Below are 16589 nucleotides of genomic sequence, written 5' to 3'. Positions count from 1 at the left end.
CCGATTTGCCACCTGTAAAAAAGGGGCTTTTGCCCGGAGGGATTGCGAATATAGCAAAACTTTCCGGAAAAAACAAATCTCAGCGGCCGATATATACAAACACGGGCAGTGAATACCCGTATCCGCCCCGATAGATGCTTCCGGAGAAGGTTCCAAGGGGGTTACCGCTCTTTTGGTCAACCAGTTGGCGGCGGATGTAGACATCGCCTGCCGGGCATTTGAATGCCGTGTCGACGAGAATCCGGTCGCGCATCTCCCAGCGTCCCGCGCGGCGGATATTTCCGCGTCCGGCTTTTTCGGCACGTGCCATGGCGTCGCGCAGCCCGAGGCGTGCGGCCTTCTGGCCGTCGACACGGCCCATGACCACGAGCGGCAACCCGGGATAGTTGTCGCGCAAATCCTCCGCGAGCCATCGTCCCGTGCTTCGATCGCCGCACATCGCCAGCCCTACGCGCAGCCCGTCCAGCTCGCCGATGACCAGCAGATAGCGACGTCCGACTTCGGCGCGTTCCGGGTAGAAGCGGTCGCCGTAGTACAGCAGGGCAAAGTCCATGCCGTCGAGCGTGTTGAGTGTTCGGTGGAGGTAGGAGTATTCACCGCGGCAGGCCGAGCAGAGGTCGCGGACGACCTGTTCGTTTTCGACGCCCCACAGGGCGACGATCTCCAGCGCCATGGAGTCGATGACAGCGGCCGTGTTTCGGATCTTGCGTTCGTAACGCTCCGAGTTCCAGCCGTAACGGCCTTGTGGTGTGTACGCCTCGTCATTGTAGAAGAGGGCGGGGATGGTGTCGTAGATTCGGTCGACGTCGTAGAAGGCGATTCCGACGGGCTGGCGTCCGAATGCGGCGAGCCCCGCCGCGACGAGTGCGATGATGATCGACAGCAGACGCATCATGACCGGCCGGAGAGGTTAAAGGGGGTTTTCGGGGAGGAAATCGCGGGGCGAGCAGCCGAGGAACTTGGCGATTTCGTTGATATGGTGGGGATTGTATTTGATATCGTATTTGGGGCTTTCGACCTGCCCGATGAAACTTTTCGATACACCGATTCCATACGCCAGCATGGATTGGGAGATATTCTGGCGTTTCCGCTCTTTACGAACGGCATCGATAATATATTGGTCGATCGGGTATATCACAAGTTGCTTGTTTTATCAAGTAAAACTAAGCAACTTATTCTTCGAAACGCTTGTGTATACACAACCGATACTAAGTTATCACTGAGCGTCCTTTCGAAAGATGAAAGATCTTCTCTCTTTTTGGGCTTGGTTGCGCTCAATTGCTTTTGAAATCCAGTGAGACACGACCTCCCCCCCCCGAATTTCAGTCTCTGTACGGCGACGGGTACGTCGTATAGAGTTTGAAGCCCGGTGAGTCTCAGTTGCCTGCGGGGATCATGCGTCGATCACCCCCGAGCCGACCAGCTCGTCGCCGTCATACCAGGCGGCGAACTGCCCCGGGGTGATGCCCCGCTGGGGTTCGTCGAAGAGCAGATAGGCCCCTTCGCGGCGGATGAAGAGCCGTGCCCCCTGTAACGGCTGCCGGTAACGGATGCGTACCGAGAAGCGGGCGCTCTCTCCGACCTTCATCTCCCGCGTGGGGTTGACCCAATGGATGTCGCCCGGCAGGATGCGCAGCGCCGGCCGCCACAACCCCGGATGGGCGTCCCCCTCACCCACATAGATCACATTCTGCACGGTGTCCGTGGCCAGAATGAACAACGACTCCTTGCGGCCGCCGATTCCGAGTCCCTTGCGCTGACCGATCGTGTAGAAGTGGGCGCCGTTGTGCTCGCCGATCTTCTTTCCGTCGCGCACCGTATAGTGCCACGGTTCGGCCAGAGCGGCCAGCTCCTCGTCCGAAGGCTCCATGTCCGGAGCCGGCATGGCCGGTTTGCGGGCATACTTGGGCCACGAGGGGAGAATCTCATGGACGTTTCCGTGCTTCGAGGCGAGCTTCTGCTGGAGGAAAACCGGCAGATCGACCTTTCCGACGAAGCAGATTCCCTGCGAATCCTTGCGCTTGGCCGTGGCAAGTCCCTGCTCGGCGGCGATGCGCCGCACCTCGGGCTTCAGCAGCCCGCCGACCGGGAAGAGGGCCCGGCTCAACTGCTCCTGCGAAAGCTGACACAGAAAATAGCTCTGATCCTTGTTGGGGTCCGAACCGGCCAGCAGCCGGTAGACGATGCGTCCGTCCGGCAGCAGCTCCTCCTCCTTGCGGCAGTAGTGGCCCGTGGCGACATAGTCGGCCCCCAGTTTGAGCGCCTCGCGCAGGAAGACGTCGAATTTGATCTCGCGGTTGCACAGCACGTCGGGATTGGGTGTGCGGCCGCGTTCGTACTCGGCGAACATGTAGTCGACCACACGCGTGCGGTAGTCGGCCGAGAGATCGACGACATGGAGCGGAATATCGAGTTTCTTGGCCACCAGTTCGGCGAACAGGCGGTCGTCGTGCCACGGGCAGTCGCCCTCGAGCGTACCGGTTGTGTCGTGCCAGTTGATCATGAAGAGGCCGATAACCTCGTGTCCTTGCTGCCTGAGCAGCCAGGCGGCCACCGACGAATCGACGCCGCCCGAAAGACCGATTACAACGCGTGCCATGTTATTCCAGATTTAAGAGCCCCTCGGGTAGGACGAAGTGGATCCGCCGTTCCTCGAAGTCGATGAGGGCGATGAACTCCTCGGCGGCGGGGATGAGCACCTGATGCCCGCCGGTCTCCACCTCGAACAGGGGATTCATCTCGCTGTCGTAGAAGTCGGTGACGATTCCGGCATGTTTCGTCTCGGATCCGGCCTCTTCGACCACGGCTTCGAAACCGATGAGATCCTCGAGATAGAATTCGTCATCCTGCTCGTCGGCGGGATCGTCTACGCGGAATTCGAGACCGATGAGCTCCTGAGCGCGGCGTTCGGTGTCGAAATCGGCGAACGAGGCCGTAGCGCCAGCGATTCCGCGGCGCTCGAATCGGTCGCACCAGAGCGGCACCTCCAGGGCGTCGATCGTGACCATCAGCGGCATGGTCTGAGGGTCGAAGTTGTCGGGGAACGTGGAGTAGAGCGAGAGCATGAGGCCCCCGTCCGTGCCGAAAAGTTTGTTGATACGTCCAGCGGATGCAGCCATTACGAAAGAGTTTGGGACAAAAGTACAAAAAAAACAGGAAATCTCCCCTTCGGGTGATCTCCTGTCTTATCGGAATAGAAAACCTGCTTATTCGGCAGCGGGAGCTTCCGGAGCGGCCTCTTCGGTGGCAGCGGCAGCCTCGGCGGCAGCGGCCTCTGCGGCCTCACGGGCAGCAGCTTCGGCAGCGGCCTTCTTCTCGGCGATGGCAGCGGCACGCTCCTCCTTGATCTTGGTTTCGGCAGCCAGACGGGCCTTTTCGGCCGACTTGGCGTCGGAAGCGATCTTGTTGCTCTTGGCCTCGATCTTACCGTTCTTGGCCTCGATCCACTTGTTGAAGCGAGCCTCGGCCTCGGTCTCCGAGAATGCACCCTTGGCAACGCCACCCAGCAGGTGCTTTTTGTAAAGTACGCCCTTGTACGAGAGGATAGCCCGACAAGTATCCGTAGGTTGTGCGCCTTTGAGTAACCAATCCAGAGCTTTCTCGAAGTTCAGATCGATCGTAGCAGGATTCGTGTTGGGGTTGTAGGTACCCAACTTTTCGATGAATTTACCATCACGTGGCGCTCTGCTATCTGCGGCAACGATATGATAGAAGGCGTAGCCCTTCTTACCATGGCGTGCCAGACGAATTTTAACAGCCATTTGCTATAAAATTTTGTTAATTAAAGTAAAAACGCTCACCCGGTTCGGGCATTTAAGCGTGCAAATGTAGGGAAAAAAAACAGATTGGCCAAATAATGGGAGAAAAAAGTGATCCCGGCGCGGCTCGAACGCGCGGCCGGCAGATTAGAAATCTGCTGCTCTATCCAACTGAGCTACGGGACCAATTTGCCCGATGACGGGGAAATCGGTGCAAAATTATAAAATAAATCCTCAAATGCAAAGCCCTTGCCGGCCGAAATGCGCGGATGACGGCATTTTGTCCGCCCGGATCGCCAAGCCTCGGCAGAATCCTCTCCCGGGCAGTTCTGTTTTCGCTCCGGATTGCTCGTTCCTTTCCGGGTCGCGTCTCTCATCCCCGTCCGGACCTCTTTCGGATTGCTCTGCGGCAGCCGGGCACTCGACACAGCCCGGCCCCTCTCGGATTACTCTGCCCGGCCCCTCTCGGATTACACAGCCCGGTCCCTCTCGGATTACATAGCCCAGCCCCTCTCGGATTACACAGCCCGGCCCCACCTCAGACCGGATCTGTCGGAGTCCTGTTCGGCTCCGGCCTACCTCCGGCCCACCTCCGGTCCACCTCCGGCCTACCTTCGGTCCTCCTCCGGTCCTCCTTCGGTGCGAAACGGGGCGTGGTGCTTAGCGGTCGAGCGGTCGAAGCGTCCCTTTGGCGGTTCCTTCCGGACGGTCCCGTTCGGTGCGGAACTCCAGGAAGACCCGGTCGGAGTTGTGGAAGAGGGTCACCAGACAGGAGCGGCTTCGCTGCTGCCATCCCCAGCGGCCGTGAATTCGGAACTGCACATCTCCGTTTGCCTTCGTGCCGATTCTTTCGATGCGGCCCTGTTCGTCGGTCGCGCGCATCTGGTCCATTCTGTGGGAGTTCCGCGGCCCGAAGAGGTCGGGTGCGAAGCTGACCTCGAGTTGCGGTCCCTGCATGCGGACGTAGCTCTGGTAGGTGTCCAGTCTTTTCCCCTTTCGGGTGTAGACCTCGTCGATGTCGACGACAAACCGCTGCGATTCGAGCGCTGCAAGCGCCGTTTGAAAGGTTTGGTTGCCGGAGTCCGCCGTGGCGGTTGCCCGCCGTTGCGAGGCACAGCCCGACAGCAGGGCGGCCAGCGTCAGTAAAAAAAGATGTGCAACGTGTCTCATGTTTTTTATCTCTTTTTGTCCATGTTTCGGTGACGGCTCCGGCCTGATCGGAAGTCGATGCGGCCGACGCCCTGCGACGGAGGGTGTCATGTCTTCTGATGACAAGATACGAAAAAAAATACAATCGTGCAACGTTGCCGGCGTTGAGAATATTGAATATCTTTGCACACGGTATTCGGGGCGATCTGCACCGTGGCACGAACCTCGGAGACCGATGAGCGATGCGGAGAGGAACGGTTCTTCCGGCCTGGCCGCGATGCTTGTCTTGGTTGCGGAGTCCATGCCCCGATCCTGTTTTGGCCCGGCTTTTGAACTCCGACAGCGGAAGCAACAATACCTGAACTAAATATATTGTAGCGATTATGAAAAAGATTCTTGCAGCCGCCGGGCTGCTTCTGGCGATGACCGCCTGCTGCTGCCAGCAGGAGAACCTGCCTCTCGAAGGCACTTCGTGGAAACTCTCCAAGATGGAGTCGATCCCCGCAACGGCCGTTTCGGCCGAGGAGGATGCCTTCACGCTGATGTTCAATGCCGCCGATACGCTGGTGGCCGGACGTACGAACTGCAACCGCTTCTTCGGCCCTTACATCCTCAATGGCAAGAGCCTGAAGTTCGGGGATCTGGGCATGACGCGGATGGCCTGCCCCGATCTGCAGTACGAGACTTCGTTTGTCGAGATGCTCTCGAAGGTGAACGGATTCGAGATTAAGGGTTCGGATCTGAAGCTTCTCGACGGCGATCGGGTTCTGGCCGAGTTCCAGGGAACGCAGGCTGCCGCCGAATAGCCGGATGTCCGGGGTGGGGTGCGTTCTGCCCGCTGCGGTTTGGTCTGGCGGCAATGTCAAAACCCTCCGCCGTGGTCAAAACCCTCCGCCGTGGTTGGGGCCGTCTGCGAATGGTCTGATTCTCTCGCTCTCGGGCCCGATTCGCCCGCTGTGGTCCCGATCCATCTCTCTTCCCGATACCCGAACCTGCAGCGGTCTGGGTTTCGGGTTTCGAAAAAGGGTCCCGCGTCCTTGACTGACGCGGGACCCTTTTTGTGGGGAGAAGGGGCGCAGGCGAAGTTGCAGCGGGGTGCGATAACCAAAAACGGTCCTCTTCCTTGCGGAAGAGGACCGTTATCTTCAGACAGAGGGAGACTACTCGCTCAGCGGGGTAACGCTGACATAGGATCTTCCTTCGCGCTTCTTGCAGAACTCGACGGTTCCGTCCACGAGAGCGAAGAGCGTGTGGTCTTTGCCCATGCCGACATTTTCACCGGCGTTGTGCACCGTACCGCGCTGGCGGACGATGATGTTGCCCGCCTTTGCGAACTGACCGCCGAACAATTTGATGCCGAGTCGCTTGCTTTCGGACTCACGGCCGTTCTTCGAACTACCTACACCTTTTTTGTGTGCCATGATGCTTCAGTTTTTAAAGGTTTATGCAACGATTTCTTCCACGAGGATCTGGGTGAGGTACTGGCGGTGTCCGTTGCACTTCTGGTATCCGGTGCGACGTTTCTTTTTGAAGACCAGAACCTTGTCATCCTTCAGATGCTTGAGGATCTTGCACTTTACTGCGGCGCCTTCAACTACAGGTGCGCCGACTTTGACCTGACCGTCATTGTCTGTGAGCAGGACCTTGTCGAAACTTACGGACGAATTTTCTTCGCCCTGGAGACGGTGAACATAAAGTTTCCGACCTTTTTCAGCTTTGAATTGCTGACCTGCGATCTCTACGATTACGTACATTCTACGTGTAATTGAATGAATTCGGGAGGCAAATATACGGATAATTTCCGAGAAACAAAACGCCGGCGACAAAAAAATTGTCGGGAGGGATCGGGGCACGGTTTTGGCGGGAGGGGTGAGTGGCGATTTTCGGATCGAATCTGTACTCTTTGACGGGAAGAGGGGCTGACGGGTCCGAAAAATTTCCGGGTCTCATAAATTCTTGCTACCTTTACCATGACAATGACGGAAACAGAAGTCAGGAATCCAAAACCGCGAGTGACGATGATAAACGACAAGGTACGCCAATATCTGCTGCCTCCGCTTTTCAATGCGGCAGTCAGGGCCGGGGCCTCGATCATGCAAGTATACAAGAATTTCGACGATTACGACATCAGCCTCAAGGCCGACTGTACACCCATTACGCTGGCTGACCGGCTGGCCCACCGCACGATCCGCGAGTATCTGGGGCCGACGCGTATTCCGATTCTTTCGGAGGAGGGTCGTGAGATGCGCTACGACGAGCGCCGCAACTGGGAGCTTTACTGGCTGGTGGATCCGTTGGACGGGACCGTGGAGTTCATCAAGGGCAACAACGAGTTCACGGTCAACATCGCCCTGATGGAGAACAACGTCTGCATCGGAGCGGTGATCTACGTGCCCTATTTCGAGAAGATGTACATTGCCGGGCGCGACTCGGGGTCTTACCTGAAGGAGCATGTGGTGCCGGATGCCGGGGCAAACTATACGTACGAGGAGATTGTAGGCGGATGGAGGCGTTTGCCGCTGGAGAGTGAGGCGCACCACGACCACCTGCGGGTGGCTCTTTCGCGGTCGCACCAGACGCGCGAGACGCACGAGGCCGTCGAGCGGCTCCGCGAACGTTATCCCGATCTGGAGATTGTCGAGCAGGGAAGCTCCTACAAGTTCTGCATGCTGGCCGAGGGTCGGGTCGACTACTACGTGCGCACGACCCATACCTACGAGTGGGATACGGCGGCCGGCGAGTTGATTCTCTTGGAGGCGGGGGGCTCCACGCGGTCGCTGCCCGACGAACGGGAGCTGCGCTACAACGAGGAGGACCTGCACAATCCGTGGTTCTGCTGTCGGTCGAAGTACTGCCCCTTCTGAGGACCGGCGGGCGACATTATAATTATATAAAGGTCCCGGTTTCCGATGTGCGGAGACCGGGATTTTTTTTCGTGAGGGGCGCCGGGATTTGTCGGGCAGCCGGAATGTTCTCGGAATGTGTCGGGGTCGATGGCGTTGGACTGACTGACGTCTGGCGGTGCTGTCGGGGATGGAATGGCCGGGATATTGCCGGGAGGTGCGGACTTCGGCCATGCCCCGGGAATTGTCGGGCGTCTGCTGCTGTCGGGAATGCGGAGCCCCGGAGGTTGTGGTATGCGTTGATGGAAAGATGGTTACCTGGCGGCCTTGTGTTCGATGTCGCAAGCGCCGCAGTTCCCCGAACATCCGGCCAGGGAGTGGCTGTCGGAGCAGTCGGCCGTACCGTCGGCTTCGCGGGTCTCCTGCACGGCGCACTTGATTCCCAGTCGCTGCATGTCCTTGTTGGTCGAGATCTCCGAGTCGATGTGGTGACCCTTGATCATCAGCGTCAGGGACATCCCCACGACGAAGAAGGCAACGGCAACGATGGCGCAGATCAGTACGATTAACCAGGCGGGCATGGCGGTCAAGTTTTTGTGGTTTGAAATTTTGGCTTTCGGGGACAAATGTATATATTTGTCAGATAAATTGCAAAAATGTTGCCCGAAGGATTCGGGCGACGGATCGCAGGATACAATTTCGGAAAACGTATGAAAATCGTCATAGCGGGAGCCGGAGAGATGGGCAGCCATCTGGCGCGGATGCTCAGCGGCAGCGGACACGACATCACGGTGGTGGACAGCGATCAGAAGCTGTTGGCCGAGGTGGGGGCGCTGGCCGACGTGATCACCGTCGAGGGGGACTCGACGACCTTTGCGGTGTTGCGCAAGGCGTCGGTCCGCAAGTGTGACCTCTTTATCGCCGTCAACCACGAGGAGAACGACAACATCGTGGCGGCGATGCTGGCCAAGAAGCTCGGAGCGCGGAAATCCATCGCGCGCATCGACAACAACGAGTATCTCGAGCCCAACAACAAGGAGATGTTCATCGACATGGGCATCGACTACCTGTTCTATCCGGAGAAGGTGGCGGCGCGGGAGGTGATCAACCTGCTGGGCCACACCTCGACGACCGAATACGTGGATTTTTCGAGCGGCAAGCTTTCGCTGGTGGTCTTCCGCCTGGAGCCGGCCTCGCCGCTGGTGGGACAGGTGCTGACGGGCTTTGCCGACGACCAGACTCCGTTGAGCTACCGTACGGTGGCCATCACGCGGGGCGGTCAGACGATCATCCCGCGTGCGGGGGAGGAGTTCATGGAGGGCGACATGATCTACGTGATAGCCCGCCAGGACGCCGTGCACGAGGTGATGGAGTTTTCGGGGCAGACGAACATCGAGATCCGCAACATGATGATCCTGGGCGGTTCGCGCATCGGCATCCGGGTAGCCACGGAGCTGCAGGACGAGGTCAACATCAAGCTCATCGACTACAACGCCGAGAAGGCCTACCGGCTGGCCGAGATGCTGGACAAGACGCTGATCATCAACGAGGACGGTCGCAATACGGAAGCCATGATGGAGGAGGGCCTGTCGAACATGGACGCCTTTGTGGCGGTGACGGGCCGCAGCGAGACGAACATCCTGGCGGCGATGCTGGCCAAGCGGATGGGCGTGAAGAAGGTGATCGCCGAGGTCGAGAACCTGAACTACATCAACCTGGCGGAGTCGATCGGCATCGATACGATCATCAACAAGAAGCTGGTGACGGCGTCGAACATCTTTCGCTTCACGATGTCGACCGACGTGCAGGCGATCAAGTGCCTGACGGGGAGCGACGCCGAGGTGTTGGAGTTCATCGTCAAGCCCAATTCGCCGGCGACCAAATGCCGGATCAAGGATCTGGGACTTCCCGAGGATACGATCATCGGCGGCATTGTGCGCGGCGACAAGGTTTTCATCGCCGTGGACAACATGGAGATCAATCCCTACGACCGCGTGGTGGTCTTTGCCATGCCGGCGTCGGTAGGGCGCATAGGATATTACTTTAACTGATTTAACTGACGGGGCGGTGCCCCGGGACGGAGAGATACCGGTCGGGAGGCGGACGGGCGCCGGGCATTCCGATGCGGACGACGCGGCGTCATCCGCCGAAAACTGGAGAAAATGTCTTTTCGAAACAGCATACTCAGAGCGTGGTTCTCGCAGCGCGAACGGTCGATAGACCGGTTCCGCCGCCATCCGGTCGAGACCCAGATGCGCATGTTCCGCCGGCTGTTGCGCCGCGGCCGCATGACGGAGTTCGGCGAACGTTACGACCTGCGGCATATCCGTACGGTGGAGCAGTTCGAGTCGTTGGTTGCGACGTTCGACTACGAGACCTTCAAGCCCTATATCGAGCAGATGCGTGCCGGGGCGTGGAACGTCACGTGGCCGGGCCGGGTTTCGTTGTTTGCCCGCTCGTCGGGCACCACGTCGGACCGGAGCAAATACATCCCCGTGACGCGGGAGTCGCTGTGGCGCAACCATACGCTCGGCATGCGCGACGTGGCGACGGTCTATGCGGCCAACTACCCGCGCAGCCGGGTGCTTGAGGGCAAGACGCTGACGCTGGGCGGTTCGTGCATTGCCGAGGGCCGCAATCTGGTGGGTGATCTTTCGGCGCTGCTGATCCACGAGACGAAGTTCTGGAGCGGGTGGTTCCGGGCACCGCGCATCGAGACTGCCATCATTGCCGATTTCGATGCCAAGTGCGAGGCGATCTGCCGCGAATGTACGGGCGAGCACATCACGGCCTTTGCGGGGGTTCCGTCGTGGAACCTGGCGCTGATGCGCCGCGTGCTGGAGTACACCGGGCGTCGGAATCTGCTGGAGGTTTGGCCCGATCTGGAGATGTTCGCCCACGGCGGGGTGGAGTTCACCCCCTACCGGCGTTCGTTCGAGGAGCTGATCCCCTCCGACGGGATGCACTACATGGAGACCTACAACGCCTCGGAGGGCTTTTTTGCCCTGGCCGACGATCCTTCGCGCAGCGACATGCTGCTGATGCTGGATTACGGGACCTTCTTCGAGTTCCGCGACGGCGAACGGATCGTTCCGCTCGAGGGGGTGGAGTGCGGCAAGGTTTATGCCGTGCTGATCACGTCGAACAACGGCCTGTGGCGCTACGAGATCGGCGATACGGTGGAGTTCACCTCGACGAACCCCTACCGGATCCGTTTTGCGGGGCGCACGCGTCAGTATATCAACGTATTCGGCGAGGAGCTGATTGTCGACAATGCCGAGCGGGCGCTCGCGGTCGCCTGCCGCCGGACGGGAGCCGTGGTGAGCGAATATACGGTCTCGCCGTGCTACATGTCGCTGCGCGAGCGGGGCGCCCACGAGTGGATCGTGGAGTTCGACCGCGAACCCGATTCGATGGAGTCGTTTGCGGCGGCGCTCGACGAGGAGCTGCGGGCCGTCAATTCGGACTATGACGCCAAGCGCCGCACGACGCTCGAGAAGCAGCATCTGCTGTGCATGCCGCGCGGGGGGTTCCTGGCGTGGATGCGGGCGCGGGGGAAGAACAAGGTTCCGCGGCTGATGAACGACCGCCGGGTGGCCGACGACGTGAAGTCGTTTGCGGGGATCGGCGGCGAAGAGGGGCACTGAGCCTGTCGTCGTTCGTAAACTGGGCGTCATCAGATCCGATAAAACGAGCGTATGAAAACGGTTTCATCATTCCTCATTTTGTTGTTGCTCCTGATCATGCAAAGCTGCGGATTTGTCTATGAACGGCATCTTACTGGGAATTATTACTTGATCGCAGTGGATACCAAAGAGGATATGGATGTGTGTTATCATCAACCGGAAGATGATGCACCTTATACGGGCATAACCGGGGCGAGTGTTTATGCCGTGGGATATGACGATGATTTTATTCTGGTCAAGGCGTACCGTGCGTTGAAGGACAGTATGGGAGTTTCCTTACCGCGTTATGACAGGCATACAACCGAATATTACATCATTCCCGTCAATAACGCGCAGGAGGCCTGGGAGGCGCAGGAAAACAAATTCGGGGCATTCGATGAAGAGGCCTTTGAAGTGAGGCGGAAAGAGCTGGGAGTACCGGATGATATAACATTCAAGAAGCTGTAATAAAAATTATTAACGATATTAACGGGAGGATAACGCTTTACGTTATCTCTTTTCAAACCATTAACGGATACGGTCATGTACATAGCCATTGCAGGAAATATCGGGAGCGGGAAGACGACGCTGACCGAGATGTTGACGCAGCGATACGATGCCAAGTGCTATCTGGAGGAGTGTGACAACCCCTATATCGGCGATTTCTACGAGGACATGAACCGTTGGGCGTTCCAACTTCAGATCTCGTTTCTCGGGAGCCGGATCCAGCAGACGATGGACATGCTTTCGGACAACAAGTCGGGGGTGATCTTCCAGGACCGCACGATCTACGAGGATGCTCACATCTTCGCCGACAACCTCCATGAAATGGGACTGATGTCGACGCGCGACATCGAGACCTACATGAAGATCTTCCGCCTGGTGACGTCGCTCATTCCGCAGCCCGACCTGCTGATCTACCTCAAGGCGAGCGTTCCGACGCTCATCTCGCAGATCCGCAAACGGGGCCGCGAGTACGAGATGAATATCGACGAACTCTATCTGAAACGTCTGAACGACAAATACAACCATTGGATCGACACGATCTACGAGGGAGAGGTCTTTGTCGTGGACAAGGACCACGAGGATTTTGTTTCGGATCCGGCGGTCTTCGAGCGGATCTGCGCGCGGTTGGATGCCCTCAAAGCCCGCGAAGAGCGATGAGTCTGCCCGAACGATTCGTCGAACGCACGCTGCGCGAACTCGGCGTGGAGGAGGGTCGGGCCTTGTGCGAGGCGCTGGAGTCGGAGTCCCCGACCTCGGTGCGTCTCAATGCGTCGAAGTGCCGGCCGGCGGGAGCTTCACCGTCCGATAACCGACAAGAGACTGCGACGTTGCCGGGTGTCGCGATGCCGACGGATGCCGATGGCCTGCCGGATGCCGGAGGCCGGTCAGATGCCGATAAACGGCCGGAAGCCGCGGAGCTGCCGGCCGCAACTGCACCCGCAGCCCTATGTCTCCCGACTGACTCCGCCGATGCCGATGCTGTTGCCCGTCTGTTGCCGGATTTGCCCCATCTGCCGCTGTTGAGACGGGTTCCGTGGTGCGCTGACGGCTGGTATCTGCGTGAACGCCCCTCGTTCACGTTCGACCCCGATTTCCACGCCGGGGCCTATTACGTGCAGGAGGCCTCGTCGCAATTCGTCGGCCACCTGTTGCGCGGCCGGCTCCCCGCGGGGGCCCGTGTGCTGGATCTCTGTGCGGCGCCGGGAGGCAAGACAACCCTCTATGCCTCGCTGGTCGGACGTGAGGGGCTGGTCGTGGCCAACGAGATCGACCGACGGCGGGCTTCGGTGCTGGCCGACAACGTGCGTAAGTGGGGAACGGGCAACGTGGCCGTGACGTGCTGCGACGCCGCCTCGCTGGGACGCTTCGAGGCGTGGTTCGATGCCGTGACGGTCGACGCCCCCTGTTCGGGCGAAGGGATGTTCCGCAAGGACCCGGCTGCCCGCGAGGAGTGGAGCGAGGCGAACGTGCGTCTCTGTGCCGCGCGTCAGGACGAGATTCTGCGCGAGGCGTGGCGGGCCCTGAAGCCCGGCGGCGTGCTGCTCTACAGCACCTGCACCTTCAACCGCGAGGAGGACGAGGGGTCGCTTGAACGGATGCTCGCATGGGCCGAAACGGAGGTGGAGGAGACCGGACCGGTCGAGGTCGACCCGGCGTGGGGGATCTGCTGCGGCAGGGTAGGGGCCTTCCGTACCTTCCGCTTCTATCCCCATCGGACTTGCGGCGAGGGGTTCTTTGCCGCCGTGGCCCGCAAATCGGCCGAAGCCGATGCACGGACGCGCACTCCGAAATCGCGCCGTTCGGTGCTGACGCCCGTCGACCGCAAATGCGCGGCGGAGCTGTGGCGCTGGTTGACGGAACCCGAAGCGATGCGTTTCGGGATGGCGGGCGACACCTGCTACGCCTGGTATGCCGGACAGGCCGAGGCGGTGCGGACGCTCTCCGAAGTGCTGCCGGTGATCGGCTCGGGGGTGGCCCTCGGGCAGATCTTCAAGGGGGTGCTGAAACCCGATCCGGCGTTGGCCTTCTTCCCGGGGCTGAACCGCACGGCGGTACCCGTGGCAGAACTGGCGGAGGAGGAGGCGCTGCGTTACCTGCGGCGTCAGGAGATTGCGGCAGCCGGACTGGCCGAGGGGATGAACCTCATCTGTGTGCGGGACCGCGGACTGGGCTTTGCCAAACGGATCGGATCGCGGGTCAACAACCTCTATCCGAACTCATTGCGAATCATGAAACAATAGATATGGCCGAAAAGATTTTTTATACGATGGGCGAAGTGGCCGAGATGTTCGACGTCAACACGTCGCTCCTCCGCCACTGGGAGTCGCAGTTTCCGATTCTCCGCCCGAAGCGCAACAAGAAGGGCAACCGCCTCTTCACGCCGCAGGATGTCGAGCATCTGAAGATGATCTACCACCTGGTCAAGGAGTGCGGCATGACACTCGACGGGGCCCGGAAGGTGCTTCGCAAGGAGGGGGCAGCCACGGCGGTCGAACGGGATACGCAGCTCATGGAGCATCTGCAACGGATCCGTTCGCTGCTGGTTGAGGTCCGCGAGGATCTGAAGGCCGACAACGGACAGGTTGTCGATGAAGAGGAGGAATCTTCCGTTGCGGCACCGGAGGAGGAGATGCCCCGCAAGGAGCCGCGACGCCGGGGAGTGTCTGCGGATCGGCTCCGCAAACCGAAGATGGTGGATGTAGAGCCAGCCGCCGAACCCGAGGTTGCCGAACCCGTGGTCGCCGAGCCCGTTGCTGAGTCCGCCTCCGAACCCGTGGTTGCCGAGCCCGTTGCTGAGTCCGCCTCCGAACCCGTGGTTGCCGAACCCGTTGCTGAACCCGCTTCCGAACCCGTCCCCGGACAACCGACCCGACGTACGGCCCGGAAACCTCGCCGCAAAAAGGAGGAAACCGAAAACAAGGAGCTCTTTGCCTTCTACGAGCAGTCACTTTTCTGAACGGTTCGAGACCACCGGTCAGAGGCCGTCGGTCAGCGCCGTGTCCTGCTTTACGATCACCCGGAATCGAAAACCTGAAACCTGAAAATACCTATGAATGCCATGAAAATAAAAGAGATAACCGATGTCATCGAACGCTTTGCTCCGCTTGGCTGGCAGGAATCCTATGACAATGCAGGACTTGTGGTCGGCCGCAGTGACGACGAGGTACGTCGGGCGCTGCTGGCTGTCGATGTCACCGAGGAGGTGCTGGACGAGGCCGAAGAGACGGGATGCGATCTGATCATCACGCACCATCCGATCATCTTCCACGCTCTGAAACGCTTCAATTCGGCGGATCCCGTGCAGCGCTGTGTCGAACGAGCCATCCGCAGCCGCATTGCCCTCTACGCCTGTCACACGAATCTCGACAGTGCGCCCGGCGGCATGAGCTGGCGTCTGGCCGGGATCCTCGGTATCGGGAATCTGCGACTGTTGCAGCCCTCGTCGGTCGAAGGGGTCGGTTTCGGCGTTGTCGGCGAACTGCCCGAAGCCGTGGAGCCCCTCGCTTATCTGGGCACGGTGCGCGAACGGCTCGGCTGCGGTGCCATCCGATACAGCGATATCGCCATCCCGGCGGTGCGTCGTGTGGCCCTCTGCACGGGTGCCGGAGCCTCGCTCATCGGCGATGCCCTGCAGGCCGGGGCCGATCTCTACATCACGGCGGATCTCAAGTATAACGACTTTATGACCCCCGACAAGCGTCTCATGGTGGCGGATGTCGGTCATTTTGAGAGCGAATATTGTGCAATTCAGTTATTATTTGAGGTTTTGTCGAAAAATTTATGTACCTTTGCGGTTCGCAAGAGTGAACGCTCGCGCAATCCGGTGAATTATCTCGTGTAAGTCTAAACTATACAGTACATTATATGGCAACGCAAAAGAAAACCGCCGACGTTGATTATTCGATGCAGGAGAAGATCCTCGCACTCTACGAGCTGCAGAAGATCGACAGCAAGATCGACCAGATCAACAAGGTGAAAGGTGAACTGCCTCTCGAGGTCCAGGATCTCGAGGATGAAATGGCCGGAATGAAGACCCGCATCGACCACATCAACGGGGAGATCGAGGAGCTCAATGCCCTGACCAAGCAGCGCAAACGCGAGGTGGATCAGGCCAAAATCATGATCGGCAACTACAAGGAGCAGCAGAACAACGTGCGTAACAACCGTGAGTTCGATGCCATCTCCAAGGAGATCGAATATCAGGAACTCGAGATCGAACTGGCCGAGAAGCGCCTCAAGGAGTATGCGGCCGGCATCAAGGCCAAGAAACTCCAGCTCGAAGAGGCCGAAAACCTCTCCAAGGACCGCTCGGCCGACCTGGCGGCCAAAAAGGCCGAACTCGACGGCATCGAGGCCGAAACCGGCCCGCAGGTAGCCGAGTACGAGGCTCAGCGCGAGCAGGTCAAGGCCAAGATCGACGAACGTCTGCTGGCCGCCTACGACCGCATTCGTCGCAATGTCCGCAACGGTTTGGCCGTCGTGACGGTCAAGCGTGATGCCTGTGGCGGCTGCTTCAACCGCATTCCGCCCCAGCGTCAGGTGGAGATTCGTCAGGGCAAGAAGATTATCGTCTGCGAGTATTGCGGCCGCATTCTCGTAGCCGATCCCGAGGCCGCCCAGGAATAAGTGGGTGCCCGGGGGCCCGGGGGAGCAGGCAGGGGGCCGAG

19 protein-coding genes and 1 tRNA gene are annotated in these 16589 nt (G+C 59.4%); 10 read left to right on the top strand and 10 right to left on the bottom strand.

The window, feature by feature from the left end; all coding sequences use genetic code 11:
* Positions 1 to 79: 79 nt before the first annotated feature.
* The 7 genes from B5E60_RS11330 to B5E60_RS11300 all read right to left on the bottom strand — a co-directional run bounded on the left by B5E60_RS11330 (position 80) and on the right by B5E60_RS11300 (position 4928).
* A complete protein-coding gene (locus B5E60_RS11330) occupies positions 80 to 895 on the bottom strand; it encodes an endonuclease/exonuclease/phosphatase family protein (RefSeq protein WP_239403324.1) in 816 nt (271 codons plus the stop codon).
* A 15-nt stretch (positions 896 to 910) separates the two neighbouring features.
* Complete coding sequence (locus tag B5E60_RS11325) at positions 911 to 1138, bottom strand: helix-turn-helix domain-containing protein (protein ID WP_087311689.1); 228 nt, start codon at positions 1136 to 1138, stop codon at positions 911 to 913.
* Between the two features lie 255 nt (positions 1139 to 1393).
* On the bottom strand, positions 1394 to 2599 hold the full coding sequence (mnmA, locus tag B5E60_RS11320) for a tRNA 2-thiouridine(34) synthase MnmA (RefSeq protein ID WP_087311687.1): 1206 nt from the start codon (positions 2597 to 2599) through the stop codon (positions 1394 to 1396).
* 1 nt (position 2600) lies between these two features.
* Positions 2601 to 3119 carry a ribosome maturation factor RimM gene (rimM, locus tag B5E60_RS11315; RefSeq protein WP_087311685.1) on the bottom strand — a complete coding sequence of 173 codons (519 nt, stop codon included), beginning with the start codon at positions 3117 to 3119 and terminating at the stop codon, positions 2601 to 2603.
* Between the two features lie 87 nt (positions 3120 to 3206).
* Positions 3207 to 3761 (bottom strand): 30S ribosomal protein S16, encoded by a 555-nt coding sequence (locus B5E60_RS11310; protein ID WP_087311683.1) that lies wholly within the window; start codon positions 3759 to 3761, stop codon positions 3207 to 3209.
* A gap of 109 nt (positions 3762 to 3870) precedes the next feature.
* A tRNA-Arg gene (locus tag B5E60_RS11305) sits at positions 3871 to 3944 on the bottom strand.
* Between the two features lie 474 nt (positions 3945 to 4418).
* The gene (locus B5E60_RS11300; protein ID WP_087311681.1) at positions 4419 to 4928 is read right to left on the bottom strand and encodes a hypothetical protein; all 510 of its coding nucleotides are present in this window, start codon (positions 4926 to 4928) and stop codon (positions 4419 to 4421) included.
* Positions 4929 to 5290: 362 nt separating this feature from the next.
* Between B5E60_RS11300 and B5E60_RS11295 the strand changes: the two genes are divergently transcribed.
* A complete protein-coding gene (locus B5E60_RS11295; protein WP_239403322.1) occupies positions 5291 to 5713 on the top strand; it encodes an META domain-containing protein in 423 nt (140 codons plus the stop codon).
* Between the two features lie 354 nt (positions 5714 to 6067).
* Here B5E60_RS11295 and rpmA read toward each other — a convergent pair whose 3' ends face one another.
* Together rpmA and rplU are read right to left on the bottom strand one after the other, a co-directional pair.
* Positions 6068 to 6328, bottom strand: coding sequence for a 50S ribosomal protein L27 (gene rpmA / locus B5E60_RS11290; RefSeq protein WP_087311677.1), 261 nt, complete (start codon positions 6326 to 6328; stop codon positions 6068 to 6070).
* Between the two features lie 21 nt (positions 6329 to 6349).
* Positions 6350 to 6661, bottom strand: coding sequence for a 50S ribosomal protein L21 (gene rplU / locus B5E60_RS11285; RefSeq protein WP_022308068.1), 312 nt, complete (start codon positions 6659 to 6661; stop codon positions 6350 to 6352).
* Between the two features lie 264 nt (positions 6662 to 6925).
* Here rplU and B5E60_RS11280 point away from each other — a divergent pair, with 264 nt between their 5' ends.
* Positions 6926 to 7771 carry a 3'(2'),5'-bisphosphate nucleotidase CysQ family protein gene (locus tag B5E60_RS11280; RefSeq protein WP_087311675.1) on the top strand — a complete coding sequence of 282 codons (846 nt, stop codon included), beginning with the start codon at positions 6926 to 6928 and terminating at the stop codon, positions 7769 to 7771.
* 293 nt (positions 7772 to 8064) lie between these two features.
* On the opposite strand, the gene B5E60_RS11275 is transcribed toward B5E60_RS11280, so the two are convergent.
* Complete coding sequence (locus B5E60_RS11275) at positions 8065 to 8331, bottom strand: hypothetical protein (protein ID WP_087311752.1); 267 nt, start codon at positions 8329 to 8331, stop codon at positions 8065 to 8067.
* Between the two features lie 129 nt (positions 8332 to 8460).
* Between B5E60_RS11275 and trkA the strand changes: the two genes are divergently transcribed.
* From trkA to B5E60_RS11235, 8 genes are all read left to right on the top strand, one after another.
* Positions 8461 to 9801, top strand: coding sequence for a Trk system potassium transporter TrkA (gene trkA, locus B5E60_RS11270; protein ID WP_087311750.1), 1341 nt, complete (start codon positions 8461 to 8463; stop codon positions 9799 to 9801).
* A gap of 111 nt (positions 9802 to 9912) precedes the next feature.
* A complete protein-coding gene (locus B5E60_RS11265; protein ID WP_087311673.1) occupies positions 9913 to 11397 on the top strand; it encodes a GH3 auxin-responsive promoter family protein in 1485 nt (494 codons plus the stop codon).
* Positions 11398 to 11448: 51 nt separating this feature from the next.
* On the top strand, positions 11449 to 11883 hold the full coding sequence (locus B5E60_RS11260; RefSeq protein ID WP_087311671.1) for a DUF3997 domain-containing protein: 435 nt from the start codon (positions 11449 to 11451) through the stop codon (positions 11881 to 11883).
* A 75-nt stretch (positions 11884 to 11958) separates the two neighbouring features.
* Entirely contained in the window at positions 11959 to 12579 is a 621-nt protein-coding gene (locus B5E60_RS11255; protein WP_087311669.1) for a deoxynucleoside kinase, read from the top strand.
* Positions 12576 to 14162, top strand: coding sequence for a methyltransferase RsmF C-terminal domain-like protein (locus B5E60_RS11250; RefSeq protein ID WP_087311667.1), 1587 nt, complete (start codon positions 12576 to 12578; stop codon positions 14160 to 14162). Before B5E60_RS11255 ends, B5E60_RS11250 begins: the two co-directional genes overlap by 4 nt.
* 2 nt (positions 14163 to 14164) lie before the next feature.
* Positions 14165 to 14878 (top strand): MerR family transcriptional regulator, encoded by a 714-nt coding sequence (locus tag B5E60_RS11245; protein ID WP_087311665.1) that lies wholly within the window; start codon positions 14165 to 14167, stop codon positions 14876 to 14878.
* 102 nt (positions 14879 to 14980) lie between these two features.
* Complete coding sequence (locus tag B5E60_RS11240; RefSeq protein WP_087311747.1) at positions 14981 to 15763, top strand: Nif3-like dinuclear metal center hexameric protein; 783 nt, start codon at positions 14981 to 14983, stop codon at positions 15761 to 15763.
* A gap of 23 nt (positions 15764 to 15786) precedes the next feature.
* On the top strand, positions 15787 to 16548 hold the full coding sequence (locus B5E60_RS11235) for a zinc ribbon domain-containing protein (protein ID WP_087311663.1): 762 nt from the start codon (positions 15787 to 15789) through the stop codon (positions 16546 to 16548).
* Positions 16549 to 16589 lie beyond the last annotated feature (41 nt).

The organism is Alistipes sp. An116, assembly GCF_002161005.1.
GTDB lineage: Bacteria > Bacteroidota > Bacteroidia > Bacteroidales > Rikenellaceae > Alistipes > Alistipes megaguti.
This window is presented reverse-complemented; position numbering and strand designations above follow the sequence as displayed.